A 20557-nucleotide genomic window follows, 5' to 3' on the forward strand; every position below is an offset into this window, starting at 1 on the left:
ACCCGCCCGGCGAAGGCGGCCATCCGGTCCAGGACGGCGTGCACCTTGGGCACCACGTTCTCGCCGTCCACCTCCACCACCGCCTCCCGCGGAGCCCGCAGCGCGGTGTGCAGCACCGCCCGGTCCTCGGTGACGTTGATCTTCTCCCCGCGGAACATCGCGTCCCGCAGACCGAACACGCCGGTCGCCGCGGCCAGCTCGCGCAGCAACGCGAGCGTCTCATCGGTGATCAGGTGCTTGGAGTAATCGATGTGCAGATCACCGACCCGCACGACGTACCGTCCGGCGCGCCCGGGGTCCGCGGCGAACAACTCGCGCAGGCCCGCGGGCCGGCGGGCGCTGTGGTCCTCCAGCGCGGCCCACTCGGGCCGCTGGGTGAGCACGGGGGTGTCAGACATGGGCGGGGGTCTCCTCGGTGGCCTCGCCCCGCAGGGCGATGGCGTACATCTCGTCGGCGTCGAGGCGCCGCAGCTCCTCGGCGATCAGTTCGGAGGTGGGGCGGACCTTCAGCGCGAGGGTCCGCGAGGGCTGGCCCGGCAGGGACATCGTGGCCAGCGGGCCCTCGGGGCGGTCGATGACGATCTCGCCGTCGCCGGTGCCGAGCCGGACGGCCGTGACGACCGGACCCGCGGTCTCCACCCGGTCCACGGACACCTTCAGCCGGGCCTCCAGCCAGCGCGCGAGCAGCTCGGCGCTCGGGTTGTCCGCCTCGCTCTCCACGGCCGCCGAGACGATCCGCACCCGCGCCTGGTCCAGCGCCGCCGCCAGCATCGAACGCCACGGCGTCAGCCGGGTCCACGCCAGGTCGGTGTCGCCGGGCGCGTACGACTGCACGCGCGCCTCCAGCGCCTGGAGGGGCCGCTCGACGGCGTACATGTCGGTGATCCGGCGCTGGGCCAGCGCACCCAGCGGGTCCTTGACCGGGTTATGCGGCGCGTCCACCGGCCACCACACGACGACCGGGGCGTCCGGCAGCAGCAGCGGCAGCACCACGGAGTCGGCGTGCTCGGACACCTCGCCGTAGGTCCGCAGGATCACCGTCTCCCCGGTGCCGGCCTCGGAACCCACCCGGACCTCGGCGTCGAGCCGCGAGTGCGTGCGCTCGCGGGGAGAGCGGGCGTGCCGCTTGATGACGACCAGGGTGCGCGAGGGATGCTCGTGCGAGGCCTCCTCGGCCGCCTTGATCGAGTCGTAGGCGTTCTCCTCGTCCGTGACGATCACCATCGTCAGGACCATGCCCACGGCCGGTGTGCCGATGGCGCGGCGGCCCTGCACCAGCGCCTTGTTGATCTTGCTTGCCGTGGTGTCGGTCAGGTCGATCTTCATGGCCTGCGCCAGCTCCGTCCGTCTTGTGCGAGCATCTCGTCGGCTTCCTCGGGTCCCCAGCTGCCCGAGGCGTACTGCGCGGGCCTGCCGTGCCGTGCCCAGTGCTCCTCGATCGGGTCGAGGATCCTCCAGGACTCTTCCACCTCCTGGTGGCGCGGGAACAGGTTGGCGTCGCCGAGCAGCACGTCCAGGATGAGGCGCTCGTACGCCTCCGGGCTGGACTCCGTGAAGGACTCGCCGTACGCGAAGTCCATCGTGACGTCCCGGATCTCCATCGACGTGCCCGGCACCTTGGAGCCGAAACGGACGGTGACGCCCTCGTCGGGCTGGACCCGGATGACGATCGCGTTGGCGCCGAGTTCCTCGGTGGCGGTGGAGTCGAAGGGGGAGTGCGGCGCCCGCTGGAAGACCACGGCGATCTCGGTGACGCGGCGGCCCAGGCGCTTTCCGGTGCGCAGGTAGAACGGCACGCCCGCCCAGCGGCGGTTGTCGACGTTCAGCCGGACGGCGGCGTAGGTGTCCGTGGTGGACGACGGGTCGATGCCGTCCTCCTCCAGATAGCCGCGCACCTTCTCGCCGCCCTGCCAGGCGCCCGCGTACTGCGCCCGCACCGTGTGCCGGCCGAGGTCCTCCGGCAGCTTCACGGCGTTGAGGACCTTCAGCTTCTCGGTCAGCAGCGAGGCCGCGTCGAAGGAGGCGGGCTCCTCCATCGCGGTCAGCGCCATCAGCTGCAGGAGGTGGTTCTGGATGACGTCCCGGGCGGCGCCGATGCCGTCGTAGTAGCCGGCCCGGCCGCCGATGCCGATGTCCTCGGCCATGGTGATCTGCACGTGGTCCACGAAGGACCGGTTCCAGATCGGCTCGAACATCGTGTTGGCGAAGCGCAGCGCCAGGATGTTCTGGACGGTCTCCTTGCCCAGGTAGTGGTCGATGCGGAACACCTGGTCCGGGGCGAACACGTCGTGCACGATCGCGTTCAGCTCCTGCGCGCTCGCCAGGTCGTGCCCGAACGGCTTCTCGATGACCGCCCGCCGCCACGACCCGTCCGGCGCGTTCGCCAGCCCGTGCTTCTTGAGCTGCTCGACGACCTTGGGGAAGAACTTCGGCGGGACCGACAGGTAGAAGGCGAAGTTGCCGCCGGTGCCGCGGGACCGGTCCAGCTCCTCGACGGCGTCGCGCAGCTGCTCGAACGCCGTGTCGTCGTCGAAGTCGCCCGGGATGAACCGCATGCCCTCGGCGAGCTGCTGCCAGACCTCCTCGCGGAACGGTGTCCGCGCGTGCTCGCGCACCGCGTCGTGGACGACCTGCGCGAAGTCCTGGTCCTCCCAGTCGCGGCGGGCGAAGCCGACGAGCGAGAAGCCCGGCGGGAGCAGGCCGCGGTTGGCGAGGTCGTAGACGGCGGGCATCAGCTTCTTGCGGGACAGGTCGCCGGTCACGCCGAAGATGACGAGCCCGGACGGGCCGGCGATACGGGGCAGGCGCCGGTCGCGGGGATCCCGCAACGGGTTGTCCCAGGCGGCGTCGGTGCCGGCAGTGCTCATTCCGCGTCAACTCCCTCGGTGTCGAGTGCCTCGGTGTCCAGCGACTTGGTGACCACGTCCAGCAGGTCCTGCCACGCCGTCGCGAACTTGGCGACGCCCTCTTCCTCCAACCGGGTGACGACCTCGTCGTAGGAGATGCCGAGCGCCGCCACGGCGGCGAGGTCCGCACGGGCCTGCGCGTAGCCGCCGGTGACCGTGTCGCCGGTGACGGCGCCGTGGTCGGCGGTGGCGTTCAGCGTGGCCTCCGGCATGGTGTTGACGGTGCCGGGCGCCACGAGTTCGTCGACGTACAGCGTGTCCTTGTACGCAGGATCCTTCACACCGGTGGATGCCCACAGCGGACGCTGCTTGTTCGCCTTCGCCCCGGCGAGGGCGGTCCAGCGGTCTCCCGCGAAGACCTCCTCGTACGCCTGGTAGGCCAGCCGCGCGTTGGCGAGCGCCGCCCGTCCCCGGAGCGCGAGGGCCTCGTCGGTGCCGAGGACGGTGAGGCGCTTGTCGATCTCGGCGTCGACGCGGGAGACGAAGAAGGAGGCGACGGAGTGGATCGTGGAGAGGTCGACGCCCCGCGCGGCGGCCTTCTCCAGGCCGGCCAGGTAGGCGTCCATGACCTCGCGGTAGCGCTCCAGGGAGAAGATCAGCGTGACGTTGACGCTGATGCCGAGACCGATGACCTCGGTGATCGCGGGGAGACCGGCCTTCGTCGCCGGAATCTTGATCATGACGTTGGGGCGGTCCACGAGCCAGGCCAGCTGCTTCGCCTCGGCGATCGTGGCCGCGGTCTCGTGGGCGAGACGCGGATCGACCTCGATGGAGACCCGGCCGTCACGGCCCCCCGTGGCCGTGTACACGGGATGCAGGACGTCGGCGGCCGCACGCACGTCCGCGGTCGTCATCATCCGTACCGCCTCGTCGACCGTGACACCCCGTACGGCGAGGTCGGCGAGCTGCTCCTGGTAGCCCTCGCCGGAGCCGATGGCGGCCTGGAAGATCGACGGGTTGGTGGTGACGCCGACGACGTGCCGGGTGGCGACGAGTTCGGCCAGGTTGCCGGACGCGATCCGCTTGCGGGACAGGTCGTCCAGCCAGATCGAGACGCCTTCGTCGGAGAGGCGCCGCAGGGCACCACCCGCGGTGGCGGTTGCTTCGGTCACTGTGATCATCTTCTTTCTGGCGATCGGATCAACCGCGGGCGGCGGCGAGGGATTCCCGGGCCGCGGCGGCGACGTTCTCGGGGGTGAAGCCGAACTCGGCGAACAGGGTCGCGGCGTCGGCGGAGGCACCGAAGTGCTCCAGGGAGACGATGCGTCCCGCGTCCCCCACGAAGCGGTGCCAGGTCAGGCCGATGCCCGCCTCGACGGCGACCCGGGCCCGCACCGACGGCGGCAGGACGCCGTCGCGGTACTCGCGCGGCTGCTCCTCGAACCACTCCACGGACGGCATCGACACCACCCGGGCACCGATCCCCTCGGCCTCCAGCGCCTCCCGCGCGGCGACGGCCAGGTGCACCTCGGAACCGGTGGCGATCAGGATCACGTCCGGGATGTCCTTCGAGGACTCCCGCAGGACGTAACCGCCCTTCGCCGCGTCCGGGTTCGGCGCGTACACGGGTACGCCCTGCCGGGTGAGGGCCAGCCCGTGCGGCGCCGGACGGGTGCCGTGCCGGCGCAGGATCTCCGCCCAGGCGATCGCCGTCTCGTTGGCGTCGGCGGGGCGTACGACGTTCAGGCCGGGGATCGCGCGCAGCGAGGCCAGGTGCTCGACCGGCTGATGGGTGGGACCATCCTCGCCGAGACCGACGGAGTCGTGCGTCCACACGTACGTCACCGGCAGCTGCATCAGCGCCGACATGCGCACGGCGTTGCGCATGTAGTCGGAGAACACCAGGAACGTGCCGCCGTAGACGCGGGTGTTGCCGTGCAGCGCGATGCCGTTCATCTCCGCGGCCATCGAGAACTCGCGGATGCCGAAGTGGACCGTGCGGCCGTACGGGCTCGCCTCCGGCAGCGGGTTGTCCGCCGGGAGGAACGACGACGTCTTGTCGATCGTCGTGTTGTTCGAGCCGGCCAGGTCGGCCGAGCCGCCCCACAGCTCGGGGACGACCGCGCCGAGCGCCTGGAGCACCTTGCCGGAGGCCGCGCGGGTGGCGACCGCCCCGCCCTCCTCGAAGACGGGCAGGTGGTCCTCCCAGCCCTCGGGAAGCCGGCCGGCGAGGACCCGGTCGAGCAGCTTCGCCCGCTCCGGCTGCGCGCCGCGCCACACGTCGAGCCGCTTGTCCCAGGCGGCGTGCGCCTCGGCGCCCCGGTCCAGGGCGGCGCGGGTGTGGGCGAGCACGTCGGCCGGGACCTCGAAGGACCGCTCCGGGTCGAAGCCCAGGACGCGCTTGGTGGCGGCCACCTCGTCGTCGCCGAGGGCGGAGCCGTGGGAGGCCTCGGTGTTCCGCGCGTTCGGGGCGGGCCAGGCGATGACCGTGCGCATCGCGATGATCGAGGGGCGTGCCGTCTCGGCCCGTGCCGCCGTCAGGGCCGCGTACAGGGCGCGCACGTCGACGTCGCCGTTCTCCAGCGGCTCGATCCGCTGCACGTGCCAGCCGTAGGCCTCGTACCGCTTCAGGACGTCCTCGGAGAAGGCGGTCGCGGTGTCGCCCTCGATGGAGATGTGGTTGTCGTCGTAGAGGAAGACCAGGTTGCCGAGCTTCTGGTGGCCGGCGAGCGAGGAGGCCTCGGCGGAGACGCCCTCCTGGAGGTCGCCGTCGGAGACGATCGCCCAGACGGTGTGGTCGAACGGCGAGCCGCCCTCGGGCGCCTCGGGGTCGAACAGGCCGCGCTCGTAGCGGGCGGCCATCGCCATGCCGACCGCGTTGGCGGCGCCCTGGCCGAGCGGCCCGGTGGTGGTCTCCACGCCGGCGGTGTGCCCGTACTCGGGGTGGCCCGGCGTCTTCGAACCGTGCGTGCGGAACGCCTCGAGGTCGTCCAGCCCCAGCTCGTAGCCGGCCAGGAACAGCTGGGTGTACAGGGTCAGCGAGGTGTGGCCGGGGGAGAGCACGAAGCGGTCACGCCCGGTCCACTCCGGGTCCGCGGGGTCGTGCCGCATCACCTTCTGAAAGATCGTGTACGCGGCCGGCGCGAGACTCATCGCGGTGCCGGGGTGCCCGTTGCCCACCTTCTGCACGGCATCCGCCGCCAGCAGGCGTGCGGTGTCGACGGCACGCCGGTCGAGTTCGGTCCATTCGAAACTGTCCGGTGACTGCGTGCTCATCTTCAAGAAATCCTCGATCCGAGCGGAGCGGCTGGTCTGACGCGTTCAAAAGTAAAAGTCTGACTTTTTCGAAGGAAGGTCGGTGTGTGTCACGCTGTGGTGAAAGTGGGACACCCCGGCGGCGCCGGGCGGGTACGAGGCGGCACGAGACGGACATGGCGGACACCACCGTCGGAGACGGCGACGCGATCAGGACGTTCCCCTTCCCGGCGGGCCTCAGCGTCGGCGGCGTCGGCATGCAGGTCGGCCCCATGGGCGCGGGCCGCACCTGGCACGCCGACGCGCCGCTGGAACGCGTCCACCGGATCGACTTCCACACCGTCCTGCTGTTCACCGGCGGTCCCGTCCGTCACATGGTCGACTTCGCCGAGTACGAGGCCACGGCCGGTGACGTCCTGTGGATCCGTCCGGGCCAGGTCCACCGCTTCTCGAAGACCAGCGAGTACCGCGGAACCGTCCTGACCATGCAGCCCGGCTTCCTGCCCCGTGCCACCGTCGAGGCCACCGGCCTGTACCGCTACGACCTGCCGCCGCTGCTCCGCCCCGACGAGGCCCGGTCGGCCGGCCTGCGGGCGGCCCTGGCGCACCTGCAACGGGAGTACGAGGACACCGAGACCCTGCCCCTCGGCCTGCACACCTCGGTGCTGCGGCACTGCCTGACGGCGTTTCTGCTGCGCCTCGCGCACCTCGCCGCCAGTTCGGCGGAGGCGGCCGGCCGTCAGGCCGACACCACCTTCACCCTCTTCCGGGAGGCCGTGGAACGGGACTTCGCCACCAACCACAGCGTCAGCGCGTACGCCGACGCGCTCGGTTACTCCCGCCGCACCCTCGTGCGCGCGGTGCGCGCCGCGACCGGCCAGACGCCCAAGGGCTTCATCGACCGGCGGGTCGTCCTGGAGGCGAAGCGGCTCCTCGCCCACACGGAACTGCCGATCGGCCGGGTCGGCGCGGCGGTGGGCTTCCCCGACCCGGCGAACTTCTCCAAGTTCTTCCACCAGCACACGGACATGACGCCGGCGGCGTTCCGCGCGGAACTGCGCTGAAACGCCGCCGGGTCGGCGGTCCCGCCCCGCGGGCCCTCGGTGGCCTCAGTGGCCGAAGCTGAACCAGTTCACGTTCACGAAGTCGGCGGGCTGCCCACTGGTAAAGGTCAGGTAGACGTCGTGGGTTCCGGTGACGGAGGCGATGTTCGCCGGGACCGTCCGCCACGACTGCCAGCCGCCCGTGTCGGCCAGCGCGAAACTCCCGATCGGCGCGGCGGTACGGCTGTCCAGACGCACCTCGACCAGACCGCTGACGCCGCCGGCCGCGCCGCTCGCCACCCGGGCGTTGAACTGCCGGGCCGCCGTGGAGCCGAAGTTCACACCGCGGAAGAGCGCCCAGTCGCCGCCTGCGAGGGCGCCGATGTTCTGGCCGCCGCCGCTGTCGGTGGTGGTCTCGGTGATCGTGCCGGACTGGGCGTCGTACGACTCGGCCTGAACGGCGGCGTAGGCGTCGCGGTTGCCGGTCGGGGGAGGCGTGGTGCCGCCCCCGCCGCCCGCGGCCTGGAGGACCTGCACGTAGTCGACGACCATCGGCACGCCCGGGCGCGTGTCACCGTCCAGGCCGCCGCCGAACGCGTCCGGGAAGCCGCCGCCCATCGCCACGTTGAGGATGACGAAGAAGCCGTGGTTCGTCGCGTTGTTCCAGGTGGTGGCATCCATCTGGGCGGCCGTCACCGTGTGGTAGTTGACGCCGTCGACGAAGAAGCGGATCGCCTCGGGGGTCACCGAGCGGTCCCACTCCATCGTGTAGGTGTGGAAGCCCGACTGGCACGTGGTGCCGGGACACGCGGTGGAGTTGCCGATGCCGGTGGTCTCGTTGCACGGCCCGCCCGGACTGGTCCCGCAGTGCATCGTCGACCAGACCCGGTTCAGCCCCTGGACGTTCTCCATGATGTCCAGCTCGCCGACCGAGGGCCAGTTCTGGTAGTTGCCCCGGTAGGGGGCGCCCAGCGTCCAGAACGCCGGCCAGTAGCCCTCGGCGGCGGTCCCCGTCACGTTCGGCATCTGCAGCCGGGCCTCGACCCGCAGCTTGCCGCCGGACGGGGGCTGGAAGTCGGTGCGGTTGGTCTCGATGCGGCCCGACGTCCAGCGGCCCGCGGCGTCCCGGAGCGGGGTGATGCGCAGATTGCCGTTGCCGTCGAGCGAGACGTTGCTCGTGCTGTTCGTCATCGTCTCGACCTCGCCGGTACCCCAGTTCGCGGGACCGCCCGGATACGAGGTACCGGTGGCGTACTGCCAGTTGGAGGTGTTCACGCCGGTGCCGGCGGCGCCGTTGAAGTCGTCGAGGAAGACCTGCGACCAGCCCGACGGGGGAGTGGGGGCGGAGGCGTTCGCGGACGGGGAGGCCACCGCCGCGGCCGCCGCGAGGCCGAGGGTGCCGACGGCGGCGACGAGCGCCCGCCGCAGGGAGCGGCGTCTGCGGGGAGGTGTGCCGGAGGGTTCGCTCATGGTGGGGAGTGCCTCTCGGGTACGGAGTGGTCATGCGCGGGTGCCGTCGACAGCGCCCGATCTCTGAGAGCGCTCTCACGGCGTCGCCAATGTGCCCCTCGGCACCCCGGCCGTCAAGAGTCGAAGCAGGGAAAGTCCTTGCCCGCCGGGCGAGTTCACCCTGTGAACGGCGCCCGCCTCCGGGACGGGCGGTCCCTGCGGACGGCGCCCGCCTCCGGGACGGGCGGTCCCTGCGGACGGCGCCCGCCCCGGGACGGCTCGCCCCACGGGCGACGCCTCACCCGAGGGCTCTGCCCGCCTTCGAGGTGGAGCCCGCCTCCGGGGTGGAGCCCGCCTCCGGGGTGAAGGGCCCGATGAAGGTCGCGCCGGGCGCCTTGGTGGTGAACGTCGAGGTCAGCGGGTCCGCGCCGGCCGCCTGCGCGACGACCGTGTACGTGGTGCCCGAGAACGGGTTCCCCGCCGACGTCCAGGTCGTCCCGGCCTCGTCGAGGGCGCCCTCCAGGGTGGAGCCGTCGTTGCCGGTCACCGTCACGGACGCCAGGGTGCCGTCGGTCACCGAGACCGCGACCGGGCCGGTGAAGGCGGCCTTCTTCGTGCCGTCCACGGGAACGACGGAGACGGCCGGCGCCGGGGTTCCCCCGGAGGCCGAGGGCTGCACGCTCGCCGTGGTCGCCGTCGCCCTCGTCGCCGTCGGCTGCTCCGAGGCGTCCGCCGGCCCCGGGCCGCAGCCGGCCGGCGCGGCGGCCGGCGCGACCCCCGGCACCGCCGGCACCCCGCGCCGGGACCACCCCCGCGCCCGCTGCTCGGACCGGTTCGACATGTGCGGGACGCCCACGGCACGCCTTCCTGAGATGTCCACCTTTGTGCGTGCATTGTGCGACTCGCGTCTGGGTGGGTCCTGGGGATCGCAGGGCGGCGGCTGAGATTTTCGCGAGGAAGGGGGCTGCGGGGGCCTCGGAGGCGGTGGGCGCGGGGGACGGTGGCCGGTGCGCCGGAGGTGTGGGGGAGGGCGCGTGCCCGGGGGCCGGTGCCGCCGGGCCGGGCAGGGAACAGAAACTCCTCCCGAGGTGTTCCTCTCCCGGTGGGTATGATACCCGTGGGGGTATATACGAGGAGGAAGCGTGCAACTCGACATGTCGGCCGAGGAGCTGAAGTCGGCGCTCAACCGCCTGCGGCGGGCGCAGGGCCAGCTCGCGGGAGTGATCCGGATGATCGAGGAGGGCCGGGACTGCGAGGACGTGGTCACCCAGCTCGCGGCGGTCTCCCGGGCCCTGGACCGGGCCGGCTTCTCGATCATCGCGACCGGGCTGGAACAGTGCATGACCAGCGAGGACGCCGAGGTGCGCGACTCCGCGCAGATGCGGGCCCGGCTGGAGAAGCTCTTCCTGTCCCTGGCCTGACCGCTTCGTCCGGCACGGCCGGGACGTTCATCGCCGGCAGCGGCTCACGGACGTCGTGCACCGTGGTCGTCACCCGCTCCTCGACGCTCTGGGCCCGGGTGGCGTCCCGCAGCCGGTCGAGGCCGGTCGGGCTGAAGTCGGTGGCCCGGACGGTGAAGCCCTCGCGGGCGAAGTACAGGGCGTCGCGGCCGTGCCCGGCCCTCAGCTCCAGTACGCCGACCGCTCCGGCCGCGCGGAACACCTCGGCAGCGTGGACGGCCGGCTCGGACGGCTCCTCGCCGTACATACCGGGATGCTCGCCGTACGCCCGCCGCCCGTGCTCCCGCTGGGCCTCGGCCGGCTCCCGCTCGTGCTCCGACACGTGGACGCCCTTCCCAGCGCCCGGCCGGTGCCGGGACCTTCTGCGGGCCGGCCTGGATCCACACCGTGCAGCCGCAGCGCGCGCACCCCACCGTCGGCCGTGGCCCGCGCGGAGCGGGGCGGGGCGTGCAGCAGTCAGCGGCCGCGGGGCGCGTACATGATCACGGCCATGCCCGCGAGGCACACCAGGGCGCCGACGACGTCGAAGCGGTCGGGCCGGTAGCCGTCGGCGACCACGCCCCACGCGATCGACCCGGCCACGAAGATCCCGCCGTACGCGGCCAGGATGCGCCCGAAGTCGTCGTCGGACTGGAACGTGGCCACCACGCCGTACAGCCCGAGGGCGATGACGCCGGCGCCGATCCAGGTCCAGCCCCTGTGCTCGCGGATGCCCTGCCACACCATCCAGGCGCCACCGATCTCGAAGAGGGCGGCGACGACGAACAGGGCGACGGAACGAGCGACGGTCATACCGGCCGACCCTACCGGCGGCCCGCACCGGCGATCTTCAGCGGGTTCTCGGAGGCGCGGCAGCCGCACCCACCCCCACCGGCGATCTCCGGCCCGCAGGAGCAGGCGCGACGGCGGCGACCGAGCCACCGGGTCCCGGCGGCGAGCACGGCCAGGACGACGGCGACGGCGGGCAGCCGTCCCACCACCGCCCCGGCCCCGGCTCCGAGGACGCCCGCCGTGATCAGGACGGGCAGCGCACAGCACGCCACGCAGGCCAGGGCGGCCAGGCCCCCGAACACCCGCGACGTCTTGCGGGAGCGGTGGTCAGCAGCAGGGTCCGGCATGGCGGTTCTCCTCGGCGAGGTCGGTGAAGGGGACGGGACAGCAGGCCCTCGTGGCGCAGACGGTCAGGTCGTCGCAGCCCGCCTCGACGGCCGCGGTGAGCGCGGTGCGGATGGTGGTCAGGTCGGCGATCTTCGCGTCGACCTCCGCGAGCTTGGCCGCGGCGCGCTCCTGGAGCCCCGCCACGGGACGGCCGTGGCGGTGGCGGCCGGCCTCCAGCAGCTCGGCGACCTCCTCCAGCGTGAACCCGAGGCGCTGGGCGGCCTTGATCACCCGCAGCGCGGTCACCGCGTCCTCGTCGTACAGGCGGTGGCCGGCGTTGCTGCGTTCCGGCTCGGCCAGCAGGCCGCGGCGCTCGTGGTAGCGCAGGGTCTGGACGTTCACCCCGGCCGCCTCGTCGACCTGACCGCTGCGCAGGCCCGCCTTCACCGCTGCTCCCTGACGGCAGCGGCCCGTGCGGCGAGGGCGTCCAGGACGGCCTCGCGTGCCGGTTCCACCGTGATGTCCACAACGATCGGATGCTCGCCGGGGCCGGGGCCGGGGCCGGGGCCGATGGTGAAGGTGAAGAACGAGCAGCAGCCGCTCTCGCGCTCCACCAGGTCCCGGAGCCGTCCCTCGACGCCCGGTCCGCCGGCCGGCCCGAGACGCAGACGCAGCGGCTCGGGCCGCGACAGCGAGGCCTGCGGCTCGGAGAACAGCGCGTCCCATTCCGCGACCCGCAGGGGCCGCTCCTCGGCGGGCAGCGTGCAGGACCGCGGCACCCACGCCAGAGCACTCATCGCACTCACTCCCTTCGTCGGGTCCCGCCGGGCGGGGACACCTCCGACGGTAGACCTGTACCCGGGTACAGGTTGCAAGCCCGGCCGGGAGACCTTCCGGCCCGGGGCTCCGGGAGCCGCCGTCGACGATCGTGGTGGTCGTGCCGACGGCGGCTCCGGCTCCGGATTACTCCCGGGCCCGGCAGTCGTTACGGTTACCGGGCAGGGGCCGGCCGACAACGACGACCGGGCGCGTGCCCGCGTCGGCGACTCGGCGGTCGGTGGGCCCGCGGTCCGCCGGAACCGGACGTGGTGGTGACCAACGCGCCGGGGGATCCGGCGACCCGGTCCTCCCCGGAGGAGACAGGCGTCGAGGTGGTCCCGGCAGGAGAGGTGCGAGCGTGAGACTGACGATTCTGGGCGGCGGCGGGTTCCGGGTGCCACTGGTGTACGGGGCGCTGCTGACGGACCGTGCCGAAGGGCGGGTCACGGAGGTCGTCCTGCACGACCTGGACGACAGTCGGCTGTATGCGGTCGCCCGTGTACTGGCCGAGCAGGCGTCGACGGTGGCCGACGCCCCCACCGTGACCACGACCACCGATCTCGACGAGGCCCTGCGCGGCGCCGACTTCGTCTTCTCCGCGATCCGCGTCGGTGGCCTGGAGGGCCGGGCGAACGACGAACGGGTGGCCCTGGCGGAAGGCGTGCTCGGCCAGGAGACGGTCGGCGCGGGCGGCATCGCCTACGGTCTGCGCACGCTGCCCGTCGCGTCCGACATCGCACGGCGGGTGGCCCGCCTCGCCCCCGACGCCTGGGTCATCAACTTCACCAACCCGGCCGGCCTGGTCACCGAGGCCATGTCCCGCCACCTCGGCGACCGCGTCATCGGCATCTGCGACTCGCCCGTCGGCCTCGGCCGCCGTATCGCGCGCGTCCTCGGCGCGAACCCGGGCGAGGCGTTCATCGACTACGTCGGCCTCAACCACCTCGGCTGGGTCCGCGGGCTGCGGATCGCCGGCCGCGACGAACTCCCGCGCCTGCTCGCCGATCCCGAGCTGCTGGGCTCGTTCGAGGAGGGCAAGCTGTTCGGCGTCGACTGGCTCCGCTCGCTCGGCGCGATCCCCAACGAGTACCTGCACTACTACTACTTCAACCGCGAGGCCGTGCAGGCCTACCGGCAGGCCGAGAAGACCCGCGGCGCCTTCCTGCGCGACCAGCAGGCCCGGTTCTACGAGGAGATGCGCCGGCCCGACGCGTCGGCGCTGACCGTCTGGGACCGCACCCGCGCCGAGCGCGAGGCGACCTACATGGCCGAGAACCGCGAGACGGCCGGCGCCGGCGAACGCGACGCCGACGACCTCTCCGGCGGCTACGAGAAGGTGGCCCTCGCCCTGATGCGGGCCATCGCCCGCGACGAACGCACCACCCTGATCCTCAACGTCCGCAACCAGGGAACGCTCTCGGTGCTCGACGGGGACGCGGTCATCGAGGTGCCCTGCCTCGTCGACGCCAACGGAGCACATCCGGTGGCGGTGGCCCCGTTGCCGGAGCACGCGACCGGCCTGGTCTGCGCGGTGAAGGCGGTCGAGCGGGAGGTGCTGGCCGCCGCCGGGTCCGGTTCGCGCGCCGGCGCGGTGAAGGCCTTCGCCCTGCACCCGCTGGTCGACTCCGTGAACGTGGCCCGCCGACTGGTCGAGGGCTACACCGCCGTCCACCCCGGCCTGGCGTACCTCACGTAGGGCGCCGCGGGCGGGCCTGCCTCGCGCAGCGCGCCCGGGGCACCCGCGCTTCGGGCACGCGCACCCTGGGCACGAGCACCTCGGGCGCGCACACCCCGCCCGGGTGTACCTCCGGCAAAGCACCGGGGTAAGCGCTTTCCCTCTTCTTCTCCTTGCCGTAGGTTCCAGCCATACGCCTTCCCGGTTCCCTGGAGACTCCCCATGCACGACGAACGCCGCCGGATCGAGGAGCGCGTCGAGCGCGTCCACACCCAGCGCATCAAGCCCGCCGTCTACGCGGCCACCGTGCCCCTCGACGTCGAGGCCTGGCAGGCGCCGGGTGAGCCCGTCCCGTTCGCGGAGGCCGCGGCCGCCCCGTACGAGCCCTTCGTGATGGGCACGCCCTGGGGCCCGCCCTGGGGGACCACCTGGTTCCGGATGCGCGGCCGGGTGCCCGCCGAGTGGGCCGGCCGGCGGGTCGAGGCGGTCGTCGACCTCGGCTTCACCGAGGACTGGCCCGGCAACCAGGCCGAGGCCCTGGTCCACCTGACCGACGGCACCCCGCTGAAGGCGGTCAACCCGCTCAACCAGTACGTGCCGATCGGCAACCCGGCGACCGGCGGCGAGGCGATCGACTACCTGGTCGAGGCGGCCTCCAACCCCGACATCCTGGCGAACGGCTTCGCGGCCCCGACGCCGCTCGGCGACGTACTGACGGCAGGCGACCGTCCCCTGTACACGTTCCGCAGCGCCGACATCGCCGTCCTCGACGAGCAGGTCTGGCACCTCGACCTCGACCTCCAGGTCCTGCGCGAACTCATGGTCCACCTCGGTGAGCACGAGCCACGCCGGCACGAGATCCTGCACGCCCTCGACCGGGCCATGGACGCCCTCGATCTGGACGACGTCTCCGGCAGTGCCACGGCCGTCCGCGAGGTCCTCGCCCCCGTCCTGGCCAGGCCCGCCCACGCCAGCGCGCACACCGTCTCGGGCGTCGGCCACGCGCACATCGACTCCGCCTGGCTGTGGCCCATCCGCGAGACCAAGCGCAAGACGTCCCGCACCTTCTCCAACGTCACCGCGCTCGCCGACGAGTACGACGACTTCATCTTCGCCTGCTCACAGGCCCAGCAGTACGAGTGGGTGCGCGACCACTACCCCGAGGTCTGGGCGCGCATCCAGGAGTCGGTGCGCAAGGGGCAGTGGGCGCCGGTCGGCGGCATGTGGGTCGAGTCCGACGGCAACCTGCCCGGCGGCGAGGCCATAGCCCGCCAACTGGTCCACGGCAAGCGGTTCTTCATCGAGCACTTCGGGATCGAGACCAAGGGGGTCTGGCTGCCGGACTCCTTCGGCTACAACGCGGCCTACCCGCAGCTCGCCAAGCTCGCCGGCAACGAGTGGTTCCTCACCCAGAAGATCTCCTGGAACCAGACGAACACCTTCCCCCACCACACCTTCTGGTGGGAGGGCATCGACGGCACCCGCATCTTCACCCACTTCCCCCCGATCGACACCTACAACGCCCGCTTCAGCGGCGTGGAGATGGACCGCGCCGTCCGCAACTACGCGGAGAAGGGCGTGGGCACCCGCTCCCTGGCCCCCTTCGGCTGGGGCGACGGCGGTGGCGGCCCCACCCGCGAGATCATGGAACGCGCCCGCCGGCTCGCCGACCTGGAGGGCTCTCCCAAGGTCGTCGTCGAGCACCCCGACGACTTCTTCGCCAAGGCCCGCGCCGAGTACCCGGACGCCCCGGTGTGGAACGGCGAGCTGTACCTGGAACTGCACCGCGCCACCTACACCTCCCAGGCCCGCACCAAGCAGGGCAACCGCCGCTCCGAACACCGTCTGCGCGAGGCGGAGTTGTGGGCGACGACGGCCGCGCTGCACGCACCGGGCTACGCCTACCCCCACGAGAAGCTCGACCGGCTGTGGAAGACGGTCCTGCTCCACCAGTTCCACGACATCCTGCCGGGCTCGTCGATCGCCTGGGTCCACCGCGAGGCGGAGGCCGAGTACGCCCGCGTGGCCGGGGAGCTGGAGGAGCTGACGGCGGAGGCCGTCGGCGCGCTGGGCGGCGGCGGGCCCCGGGTGTTCAACACCAGCCCCTACGACCGCGCCGAGGTGGTCCGCACCGGCACGGGCACGCCGGTCTTCGTGACGGTCCCGGCGGGCGGCAGCGCACCCCTCACGGCCGCCGAGCCCCCGCAGCCGGTCAGGGTCGCCGGGCGCGTCCTCGACAACGGGCTGGTGCGGGTGGAGATCGCCGAGGACGGCACCCTGTCCTCGGTGTTCGACCTGCGGGCCGACCGCGAGGTCCTCGCCGACGCCGGCAACCTGCTGCGCCTGCACACCGACCTCCCGAACAACTGGGACGCCTGGGACATCGACAAGCACTACAAGAACAGGTACACCGACCTCCTGGCGGCGGACTCCGTCGAGGTCGTGGAGGAGGGCCCGCTCGTCGGAGCCGTCCGGGTCACCCGCTCCTTCGGCAAGGGATCGACGATCACCCAGACCGTCACCCTGCGCGCCGGCAGCGCCCGCGTCGACTTCGAGACCGACATCGACTGGCACGAGGCCGAGAAGATCCTCAAGGCCGCGTTCCCGGTGGACGTGCGCGCCCCGCACTCCTCCGCCGAGATCCAGTTCGGTCACGTTCAGCGCCCCACCCACACCAACACCACGTGGGAGGCGGCGAAGTTCGAGGTGTCCTGCCACCGCTGGGTGCACATCGGCGAGCCCGGTTACGGCGTGGCCGTCCTCAACGACTCCACCTACGGCCACGACGTCTCCCGCACGGTCCGCGAGGACGGCGGCACGACCACCACCGTCCGGCTCAGCCTGGTGCGCGCCCCGCGCGTCCCGGACCCCGAGGCCGACCAGGGCAGGCACCGCCTCGTCTACGCGCTGCTGCCCGGCGCGGGCATCGAGGACGCGGTCGCCGAGGGCTACGCCCTCAACCTCCCGCTGCGGGTGGCCGACGCGGCGGGCGCGCCCGCCCCGGTCGTCTCCGTCGACGGCGAGGGCATCACCGTCGAGGCGGTGAAGCTCGCCGACGACGCGTCCGGCGATGTCGTCGTCCGGCTCTACGAGTCGCGCGGCGGCCGGGCCACCGGCACTTTGCGCACCGGCTTCCCGCTCGCCGGCGCGCAGGTCACGGACCTGCTGGAAAGGCCGCTGGAGCCGGCCGTCACCGACGGCGGGAACGGTGTCCCCGTGCGGCTGCGGCCCTTCCAGATCCTGACGCTCCGGCTGAGCCGCACCACCACCGGTCACCGGATCTGACCGTCCGAGGCGGGTCCGTAGCCGGACGGGCCCGCCCCTCGCCGCGAAGTTCCCTGCGCAGCCCAGGTGTTCGACCGTGGTGCCGCTGACGTGTTCGGCCCGGCCGGTCGCTCCCCGTGACAGCGGCCGGCCGGCCCGATCCCCCGTTTCCCCGGGGATCCCCCGTCGATCCCCGGTTCCCCCGTGCGGTGGTGCTCGTCGTGCCTTCCTGCTCCCACGAAGGTCCCCCGTGCCCCCCGTCGTCCCCCGTGATCCCCTTCGTTCCTCCGTGGGCCTTCGGTGTTGCACCGTTAAGAGCGCGCACTCCGGACCCTGATACACCCCGGGAGGAAAAAATCCCCCGGACTTTTCGTCCGGGGGACTTCGGCGGATCGCGTTGATGACGCTCCGGTCGTTGCCGTCGGCGAGCGCCCGCTGCTCGTCCGCCCGTCCCGGGCCGGGTTGCAGCCGACGGAGGACAGGGCGAACGCCAGTGTGTATTACTTCGCCCCGGTCGCGTTCATCGCCGAGTTCGCGCTCGGCGGGTCACCCGAGGTCTACAGCGGCAGCGCCTGTGCCGCCTGGCCCATCTCGACGGAGCCGACCGGGGCGGGCACGGCCGGCAGCAGGGGCTCCGTCTCCTCCGTCCGCTGCGCGGTGAGCGGCATCGCACCCAGCGGGCGCGGCCCCGACACCACCGCGTAGTCCTGCCCGAGGAACGGCGGCACGATCTCGCCGGGGTCCTCGCCGAGCGCCAGCTGCACGGCCGCCCACGGCGCGTTGACCCCGCACAGGGACAGCTGGTGCAGCCCGCCGGCCGGACGGGTGTTGACGTCCATCAGGACCGGGACGTCACCGAACATCCGGAACTGGATGTTGGACAGGTAGTGCAGCCCGAAGCCCTCGGCGATCCGCCGGGCCGGCTCCAGCCACTGCTCCTGGAGGGTGAAGCCACGACGGCGGCCGTTCTTGGTGCGGCCGATGGACAGCCGGATCAGGTTGTCCGGGCCGGTCAGGCAGTCCACCGACACCTCCGGCTGCTCCAGCCGCGGCATCACCAGCCAGTCCACCTGCTCCTCGGCCTGCTCCAGTGCCTCGACGACCATGTCCAGCTGGACGTACGGCGACGGGAAACCGTTGAGCTGCGCCAGCGAGAAGGGGGCGCGGGTGATCATCCGGAAGCCCACCCCGCCCGCGCCGGACGCCGGCTTGAAGCACGCCTTGTGGCCACCGGCCTCCAACGCCTCGACGGCGGCGACGAGTTCGGACGCCGTCCGGACCCGCCACCACGGCGGCACGGGCACGCCGATGGCCTTGACCGCCTCGTAGGCGATCACCTTGTCGTGGAAGACCGCGACGGCCTCCGGCGGCGGGGCGAGCAGCGCCGTCCCGGCCGCGGCGAAGTCCGCGCGGTGCGCCACGATCGCCGCCTGGTGCAGCCGGGGCACGAACACGTCGATGCCGCGGCGCCGGCACTGGTCGAGGGCGTACTCGACGTACGCGGCGGGGGACAGGCCCTCCGGCTCCAGGTCGGCGGTGTCGGCGGCGGCCAGCACGGGCGAGTCGACGTCACCGTGCGTGGCGTGGATGTCCACGGCCCGGTCGCTCGGATTTCGCCGCAGCTGATCCATGAAGAACACGTTCTCCGCGTACGTGCGGTTGAGCCAGACGCGTACGCGAGAGACCATGCAGGCCGCCTTTCACGGTTCGCGGGCAGGGCGAAGCAGGCCCGGCCCGGGCAAGAGGGATTGGAGGGACACCAAACCGCCCTGCGCGAAGACAGGTCGGGGCGGTGGTGTTGGGGCGATCATACGGCTTCCCGGAGGTGCCGCGTGCAACGCGCGTGTTACGGATTTTCCGATCATGTTCGTACGGGGCGCGAGCGCGGGTAAGGATGGGACGGCCGCGACGCCGTTCGTGCGCGCGGTGACGGATGAGAGCCGGGGAACGGAGCACAGCGTGACGTCGACGGCCGGTGGAGCCGGGCAACTGCTGGCCATCAGCGATCTGCACATCGGCTATCCCGAGAACCGGGCCCTGGTCGAGCGCATGGCCCCGGAGACCGACGAGGACTGGCTGCTGGTCGCCGGGGACGTCTCGGAGAACGTGGCCGACATCCGCTGGACGCTGAAGACCCTCGCGAGCCGTTTCCGCAAGGTCGTCTGGGCCCCCGGCAACCACGAACTGTGGACCCACCCCAAGGACACCGTCACCCTGCGGGGCGTCGCCCGCTACGAGCACCTCGTCGAGATGTGCCGCGAGCTGGGCGTGACCACCCCCGAGGACCCCTACCCCGTCTGGGAGGGCCCCGACGGTCCCGTCGCCGTCGCCCCGCTGTTCCTGCTGTACGACTACTCGTTCCTCCCGGCCGGCTGCGCCACCAAGGAGGAGGGCCTGGAGTACGCGCACGGGACGGGCGTCGTGTGCAACGACGAGTACCTGCTGCACCCCGACCCCTACCCGACCCGCGAGGACTGGTGCCGGGCCCGCGTCGCCGAGACCGGGCGCCGGCTCGCCGCCCTCCCGGAGGACCTCCCCACGGTCCTCGTCAACCACTACCCGCTGGACCGGCACCCCACGGACGTCCTGTGGTACCCCGAGTTCGCCATGTGGTGCGGCACCCGGCTGACCGCCGACTGGCACCGCCGATTCCGGGTCACCGCCATGGTCTACGGCCATCTGCACATCCCGCGGACCACCTGGCACGAGGGCGTCCGCTTCGAGGAGGTGTCGGTGGGCTACCCCCGCGAGTGGCGCAAACGCCCGCAGCCGCCGGGTCGGCTGCGCCGCATCCTGCCCTGGAAGGACGAGAACGCGTGATCGAGGAGCTGCTGCCGGAGACGGTGGTCGCCGTGGAGGCGCACGGCGAGGACGGCGTCCGCGAGTTCGGCGACGGGCCCCTCTACCCGGAGGAGGAGGCACTCGTGGCGCGGGCCGTCGCCAAACGGCGCCGGGAGTTCACCCTCGTACGCTCCTGCGCCCGCCGCGCCATGGACAAGCTCGGCGTGCCCCCGCAGGCCGTGCTGCCCGGCGAACGCGGCGCCCCCCGCTGGCCGGCCGGACTGGCCGGCAGCATGACCCACTGCGACGGCTACGCGGCGGCCGCCCTGGTCAGGGCCGCCGACCTGGCCTCTCTCGGCATCGACGCCGAACCGCACCGGCCGCTCCCCGACGGCGTCCTGTCCGCCGTCGCCCTGCCCGCGGAGCAGGAACGGCTGCGCCGGCTGGCCGCGGACCGTCCCGAGGTGCACTGGGACCGGCTGCTGTTCAGCGCCAAGGAATCCGTCTACAAGGCGTGGTTCCCCCTCACCCGGAAGTGGCTGGACTTCGCCGAGGCCGACATCGAGATCGACGCCGGACCCGCGGGCGGCTCGCAGGGCACCCTCAGGGCCCGGCTCCTCGTCCCCGGACCGGTGGTCGGCGGCCACCGCCTCGGACACTTCGAGGGCGGCTGGACCGTCGGCCGAGGACTGGTGGCGACGGCGATCACCGTCCCGCACGGCTGAACCCCGCGGCCTCGCGGCCCGGTCACCCCGCGTCACCGCTCCGGGAACCAGCTGTGCAGCAGCCGGAAGAACTCCTCCTCGCCGCCCGTGAGACCGGCGGCCGCCAGGGCCTGCTCCGCCTCGGCGAGAACGGCGGGCGGCT

The 20557-nt window shown here is 72.6% G+C and carries 18 protein-coding genes and 2 pseudogenes; 7 read left to right on the plus strand and 13 right to left on the minus strand.

From position 1 onward, the window contains the following. The 5 genes and pseudogenes from AB0N31_RS18710 to tkt form a co-directional block, all read right to left on the minus strand. Window positions 1-398, minus strand: a pseudogene (locus AB0N31_RS18710) (glucose-6-phosphate isomerase); the annotation flags it as partial. After that, a complete protein-coding gene (opcA, locus tag AB0N31_RS18715; RefSeq protein WP_366059484.1) occupies window positions 391-1326 on the minus strand; it encodes a glucose-6-phosphate dehydrogenase assembly protein OpcA in 936 nt (311 codons plus the stop codon). The pseudogene AB0N31_RS18710 and the gene opcA, both read right to left, overlap by 8 nt. Then, window positions 1323-2867 carry a glucose-6-phosphate dehydrogenase gene (zwf, locus tag AB0N31_RS18720; protein ID WP_366059485.1) on the minus strand — a complete coding sequence of 515 codons (1545 nt, stop codon included), beginning with the start codon at window positions 2865-2867 and terminating at the stop codon, window positions 1323-1325. Before zwf ends, opcA begins: the two co-directional genes overlap by 4 nt. Continuing rightward, window positions 2864-4027: a transaldolase gene (gene tal, locus AB0N31_RS18725; protein ID WP_366059486.1), complete on the minus strand. Its 1164-nt coding sequence runs from the start codon at window positions 4025-4027 to the stop codon at window positions 2864-2866. The genes zwf and tal overlap by 4 nt, the downstream gene beginning before the upstream one ends. Window positions 4028-4046: 19 nt before the next feature. Continuing rightward, window positions 4047-6122: a transketolase gene (tkt, locus tag AB0N31_RS18730; protein ID WP_366059487.1), complete on the minus strand. Its 2076-nt coding sequence runs from the start codon at window positions 6120-6122 to the stop codon at window positions 4047-4049. Between the two features lie 155 nt (window positions 6123-6277). Between tkt and AB0N31_RS18735 the strand changes: the two genes are divergently transcribed. Further along, window positions 6278-7165 carry an AraC family transcriptional regulator gene (locus AB0N31_RS18735; protein ID WP_366059488.1) on the plus strand — a complete coding sequence of 296 codons (888 nt, stop codon included), beginning with the start codon at window positions 6278-6280 and terminating at the stop codon, window positions 7163-7165. A gap of 45 nt (window positions 7166-7210) precedes the next feature. Here the strand turns inward: AB0N31_RS18735 and AB0N31_RS18740 are convergent, their stop codons facing one another. Together AB0N31_RS18740 and AB0N31_RS18745 are read right to left on the minus strand one after the other, a co-directional pair. Further along, window positions 7211-8614 (minus strand): glycoside hydrolase family 16 protein, encoded by a 1404-nt coding sequence (locus tag AB0N31_RS18740; protein WP_366059489.1) that lies wholly within the window; start codon window positions 8612-8614, stop codon window positions 7211-7213. Between the two features lie 277 nt (window positions 8615-8891). Beyond that, window positions 8892-9218: an Ig-like domain-containing protein gene (locus AB0N31_RS18745; protein WP_366059490.1), complete on the minus strand. Its 327-nt coding sequence runs from the start codon at window positions 9216-9218 to the stop codon at window positions 8892-8894. Here AB0N31_RS18745 and AB0N31_RS18750 point away from each other — a divergent pair. Both AB0N31_RS18750 and AB0N31_RS18755 read left to right on the plus strand, forming a co-directional pair. After that, the gene (locus AB0N31_RS18750; RefSeq protein WP_366059491.1) at window positions 9208-9537 is read left to right on the plus strand and encodes a hypothetical protein; all 330 of its coding nucleotides are present in this window, start codon (window positions 9208-9210) and stop codon (window positions 9535-9537) included. The two genes, AB0N31_RS18745 and AB0N31_RS18750, sit on opposite strands and share 11 nt — an antisense overlap. A gap of 198 nt (window positions 9538-9735) precedes the next feature. Next, window positions 9736-10014, plus strand: coding sequence for a metal-sensitive transcriptional regulator (locus AB0N31_RS18755; protein WP_366059492.1), 279 nt, complete (start codon window positions 9736-9738; stop codon window positions 10012-10014). A gap of 495 nt (window positions 10015-10509) precedes the next feature. Here AB0N31_RS18755 and AB0N31_RS18760 read toward each other — a convergent pair whose 3' ends face one another. The 5 genes and pseudogenes from AB0N31_RS18760 to AB0N31_RS18780 all read right to left on the minus strand — a co-directional run. After that, the gene (locus tag AB0N31_RS18760) at window positions 10510-10845 is read right to left on the minus strand and encodes a YnfA family protein (protein WP_366059493.1); all 336 of its coding nucleotides are present in this window, start codon (window positions 10843-10845) and stop codon (window positions 10510-10512) included. A gap of 11 nt (window positions 10846-10856) precedes the next feature. Then, window positions 10857-11171 carry a hypothetical protein gene (locus AB0N31_RS18765; RefSeq protein ID WP_366059494.1) on the minus strand — a complete coding sequence of 105 codons (315 nt, stop codon included), beginning with the start codon at window positions 11169-11171 and terminating at the stop codon, window positions 10857-10859. Then, window positions 11152-11598: a MerR family transcriptional regulator gene (locus tag AB0N31_RS18770; RefSeq protein ID WP_366059495.1), complete on the minus strand. Its 447-nt coding sequence runs from the start codon at window positions 11596-11598 to the stop codon at window positions 11152-11154. Before AB0N31_RS18770 ends, AB0N31_RS18765 begins: the two co-directional genes overlap by 20 nt. Beyond that, window positions 11595-11948: a hypothetical protein gene (locus tag AB0N31_RS18775; protein WP_366059496.1), complete on the minus strand. Its 354-nt coding sequence runs from the start codon at window positions 11946-11948 to the stop codon at window positions 11595-11597. The genes AB0N31_RS18770 and AB0N31_RS18775 overlap by 4 nt, the downstream gene beginning before the upstream one ends. Before the next feature lie 169 nt (window positions 11949-12117). After that, a pseudogene (locus tag AB0N31_RS18780) lies at window positions 12118-12198 on the minus strand (IS5/IS1182 family transposase); the annotation flags it as partial. A gap of 130 nt (window positions 12199-12328) precedes the next feature. On the opposite strand from AB0N31_RS18780, the gene AB0N31_RS18785 reads away from it, so the two are divergent. Together AB0N31_RS18785 and AB0N31_RS18790 are read left to right on the plus strand one after the other, a co-directional pair. Next, on the plus strand, window positions 12329-13666 hold the full coding sequence (locus tag AB0N31_RS18785; protein WP_366059497.1) for a 6-phospho-beta-glucosidase: 1338 nt from the start codon (window positions 12329-12331) through the stop codon (window positions 13664-13666). Between the two features lie 201 nt (window positions 13667-13867). Beyond that, entirely contained in the window at window positions 13868-16930 is a 3063-nt protein-coding gene (locus AB0N31_RS18790; protein ID WP_366059498.1) for a glycoside hydrolase family 38 C-terminal domain-containing protein, read from the plus strand. 536 nt (window positions 16931-17466) lie between these two features. On the opposite strand, the gene AB0N31_RS18795 is transcribed toward AB0N31_RS18790, so the two are convergent. After that, on the minus strand, window positions 17467-18597 hold the full coding sequence (locus AB0N31_RS18795; RefSeq protein ID WP_366059499.1) for an ATP-grasp domain-containing protein: 1131 nt from the start codon (window positions 18595-18597) through the stop codon (window positions 17467-17469). Between the two features lie 271 nt (window positions 18598-18868). On the opposite strand from AB0N31_RS18795, the gene AB0N31_RS18800 reads away from it, so the two are divergent. Beyond that, window positions 18869-19729 carry a metallophosphoesterase gene (locus AB0N31_RS18800; RefSeq protein WP_366059500.1) on the plus strand — a complete coding sequence of 287 codons (861 nt, stop codon included), beginning with the start codon at window positions 18869-18871 and terminating at the stop codon, window positions 19727-19729. Next, complete coding sequence (locus AB0N31_RS18805) at window positions 19726-20415, plus strand: 4'-phosphopantetheinyl transferase superfamily protein (protein WP_366059501.1); 690 nt, start codon at window positions 19726-19728, stop codon at window positions 20413-20415. The genes AB0N31_RS18800 and AB0N31_RS18805 overlap by 4 nt, the downstream gene beginning before the upstream one ends. Window positions 20416-20557 lie beyond the last annotated feature (142 nt).

The sequence above is a fragment of the Streptomyces sp. NPDC051051 genome (assembly GCF_040682975.1).
Classification (GTDB): domain Bacteria; phylum Actinomycetota; class Actinomycetes; order Streptomycetales; family Streptomycetaceae; genus Streptomyces.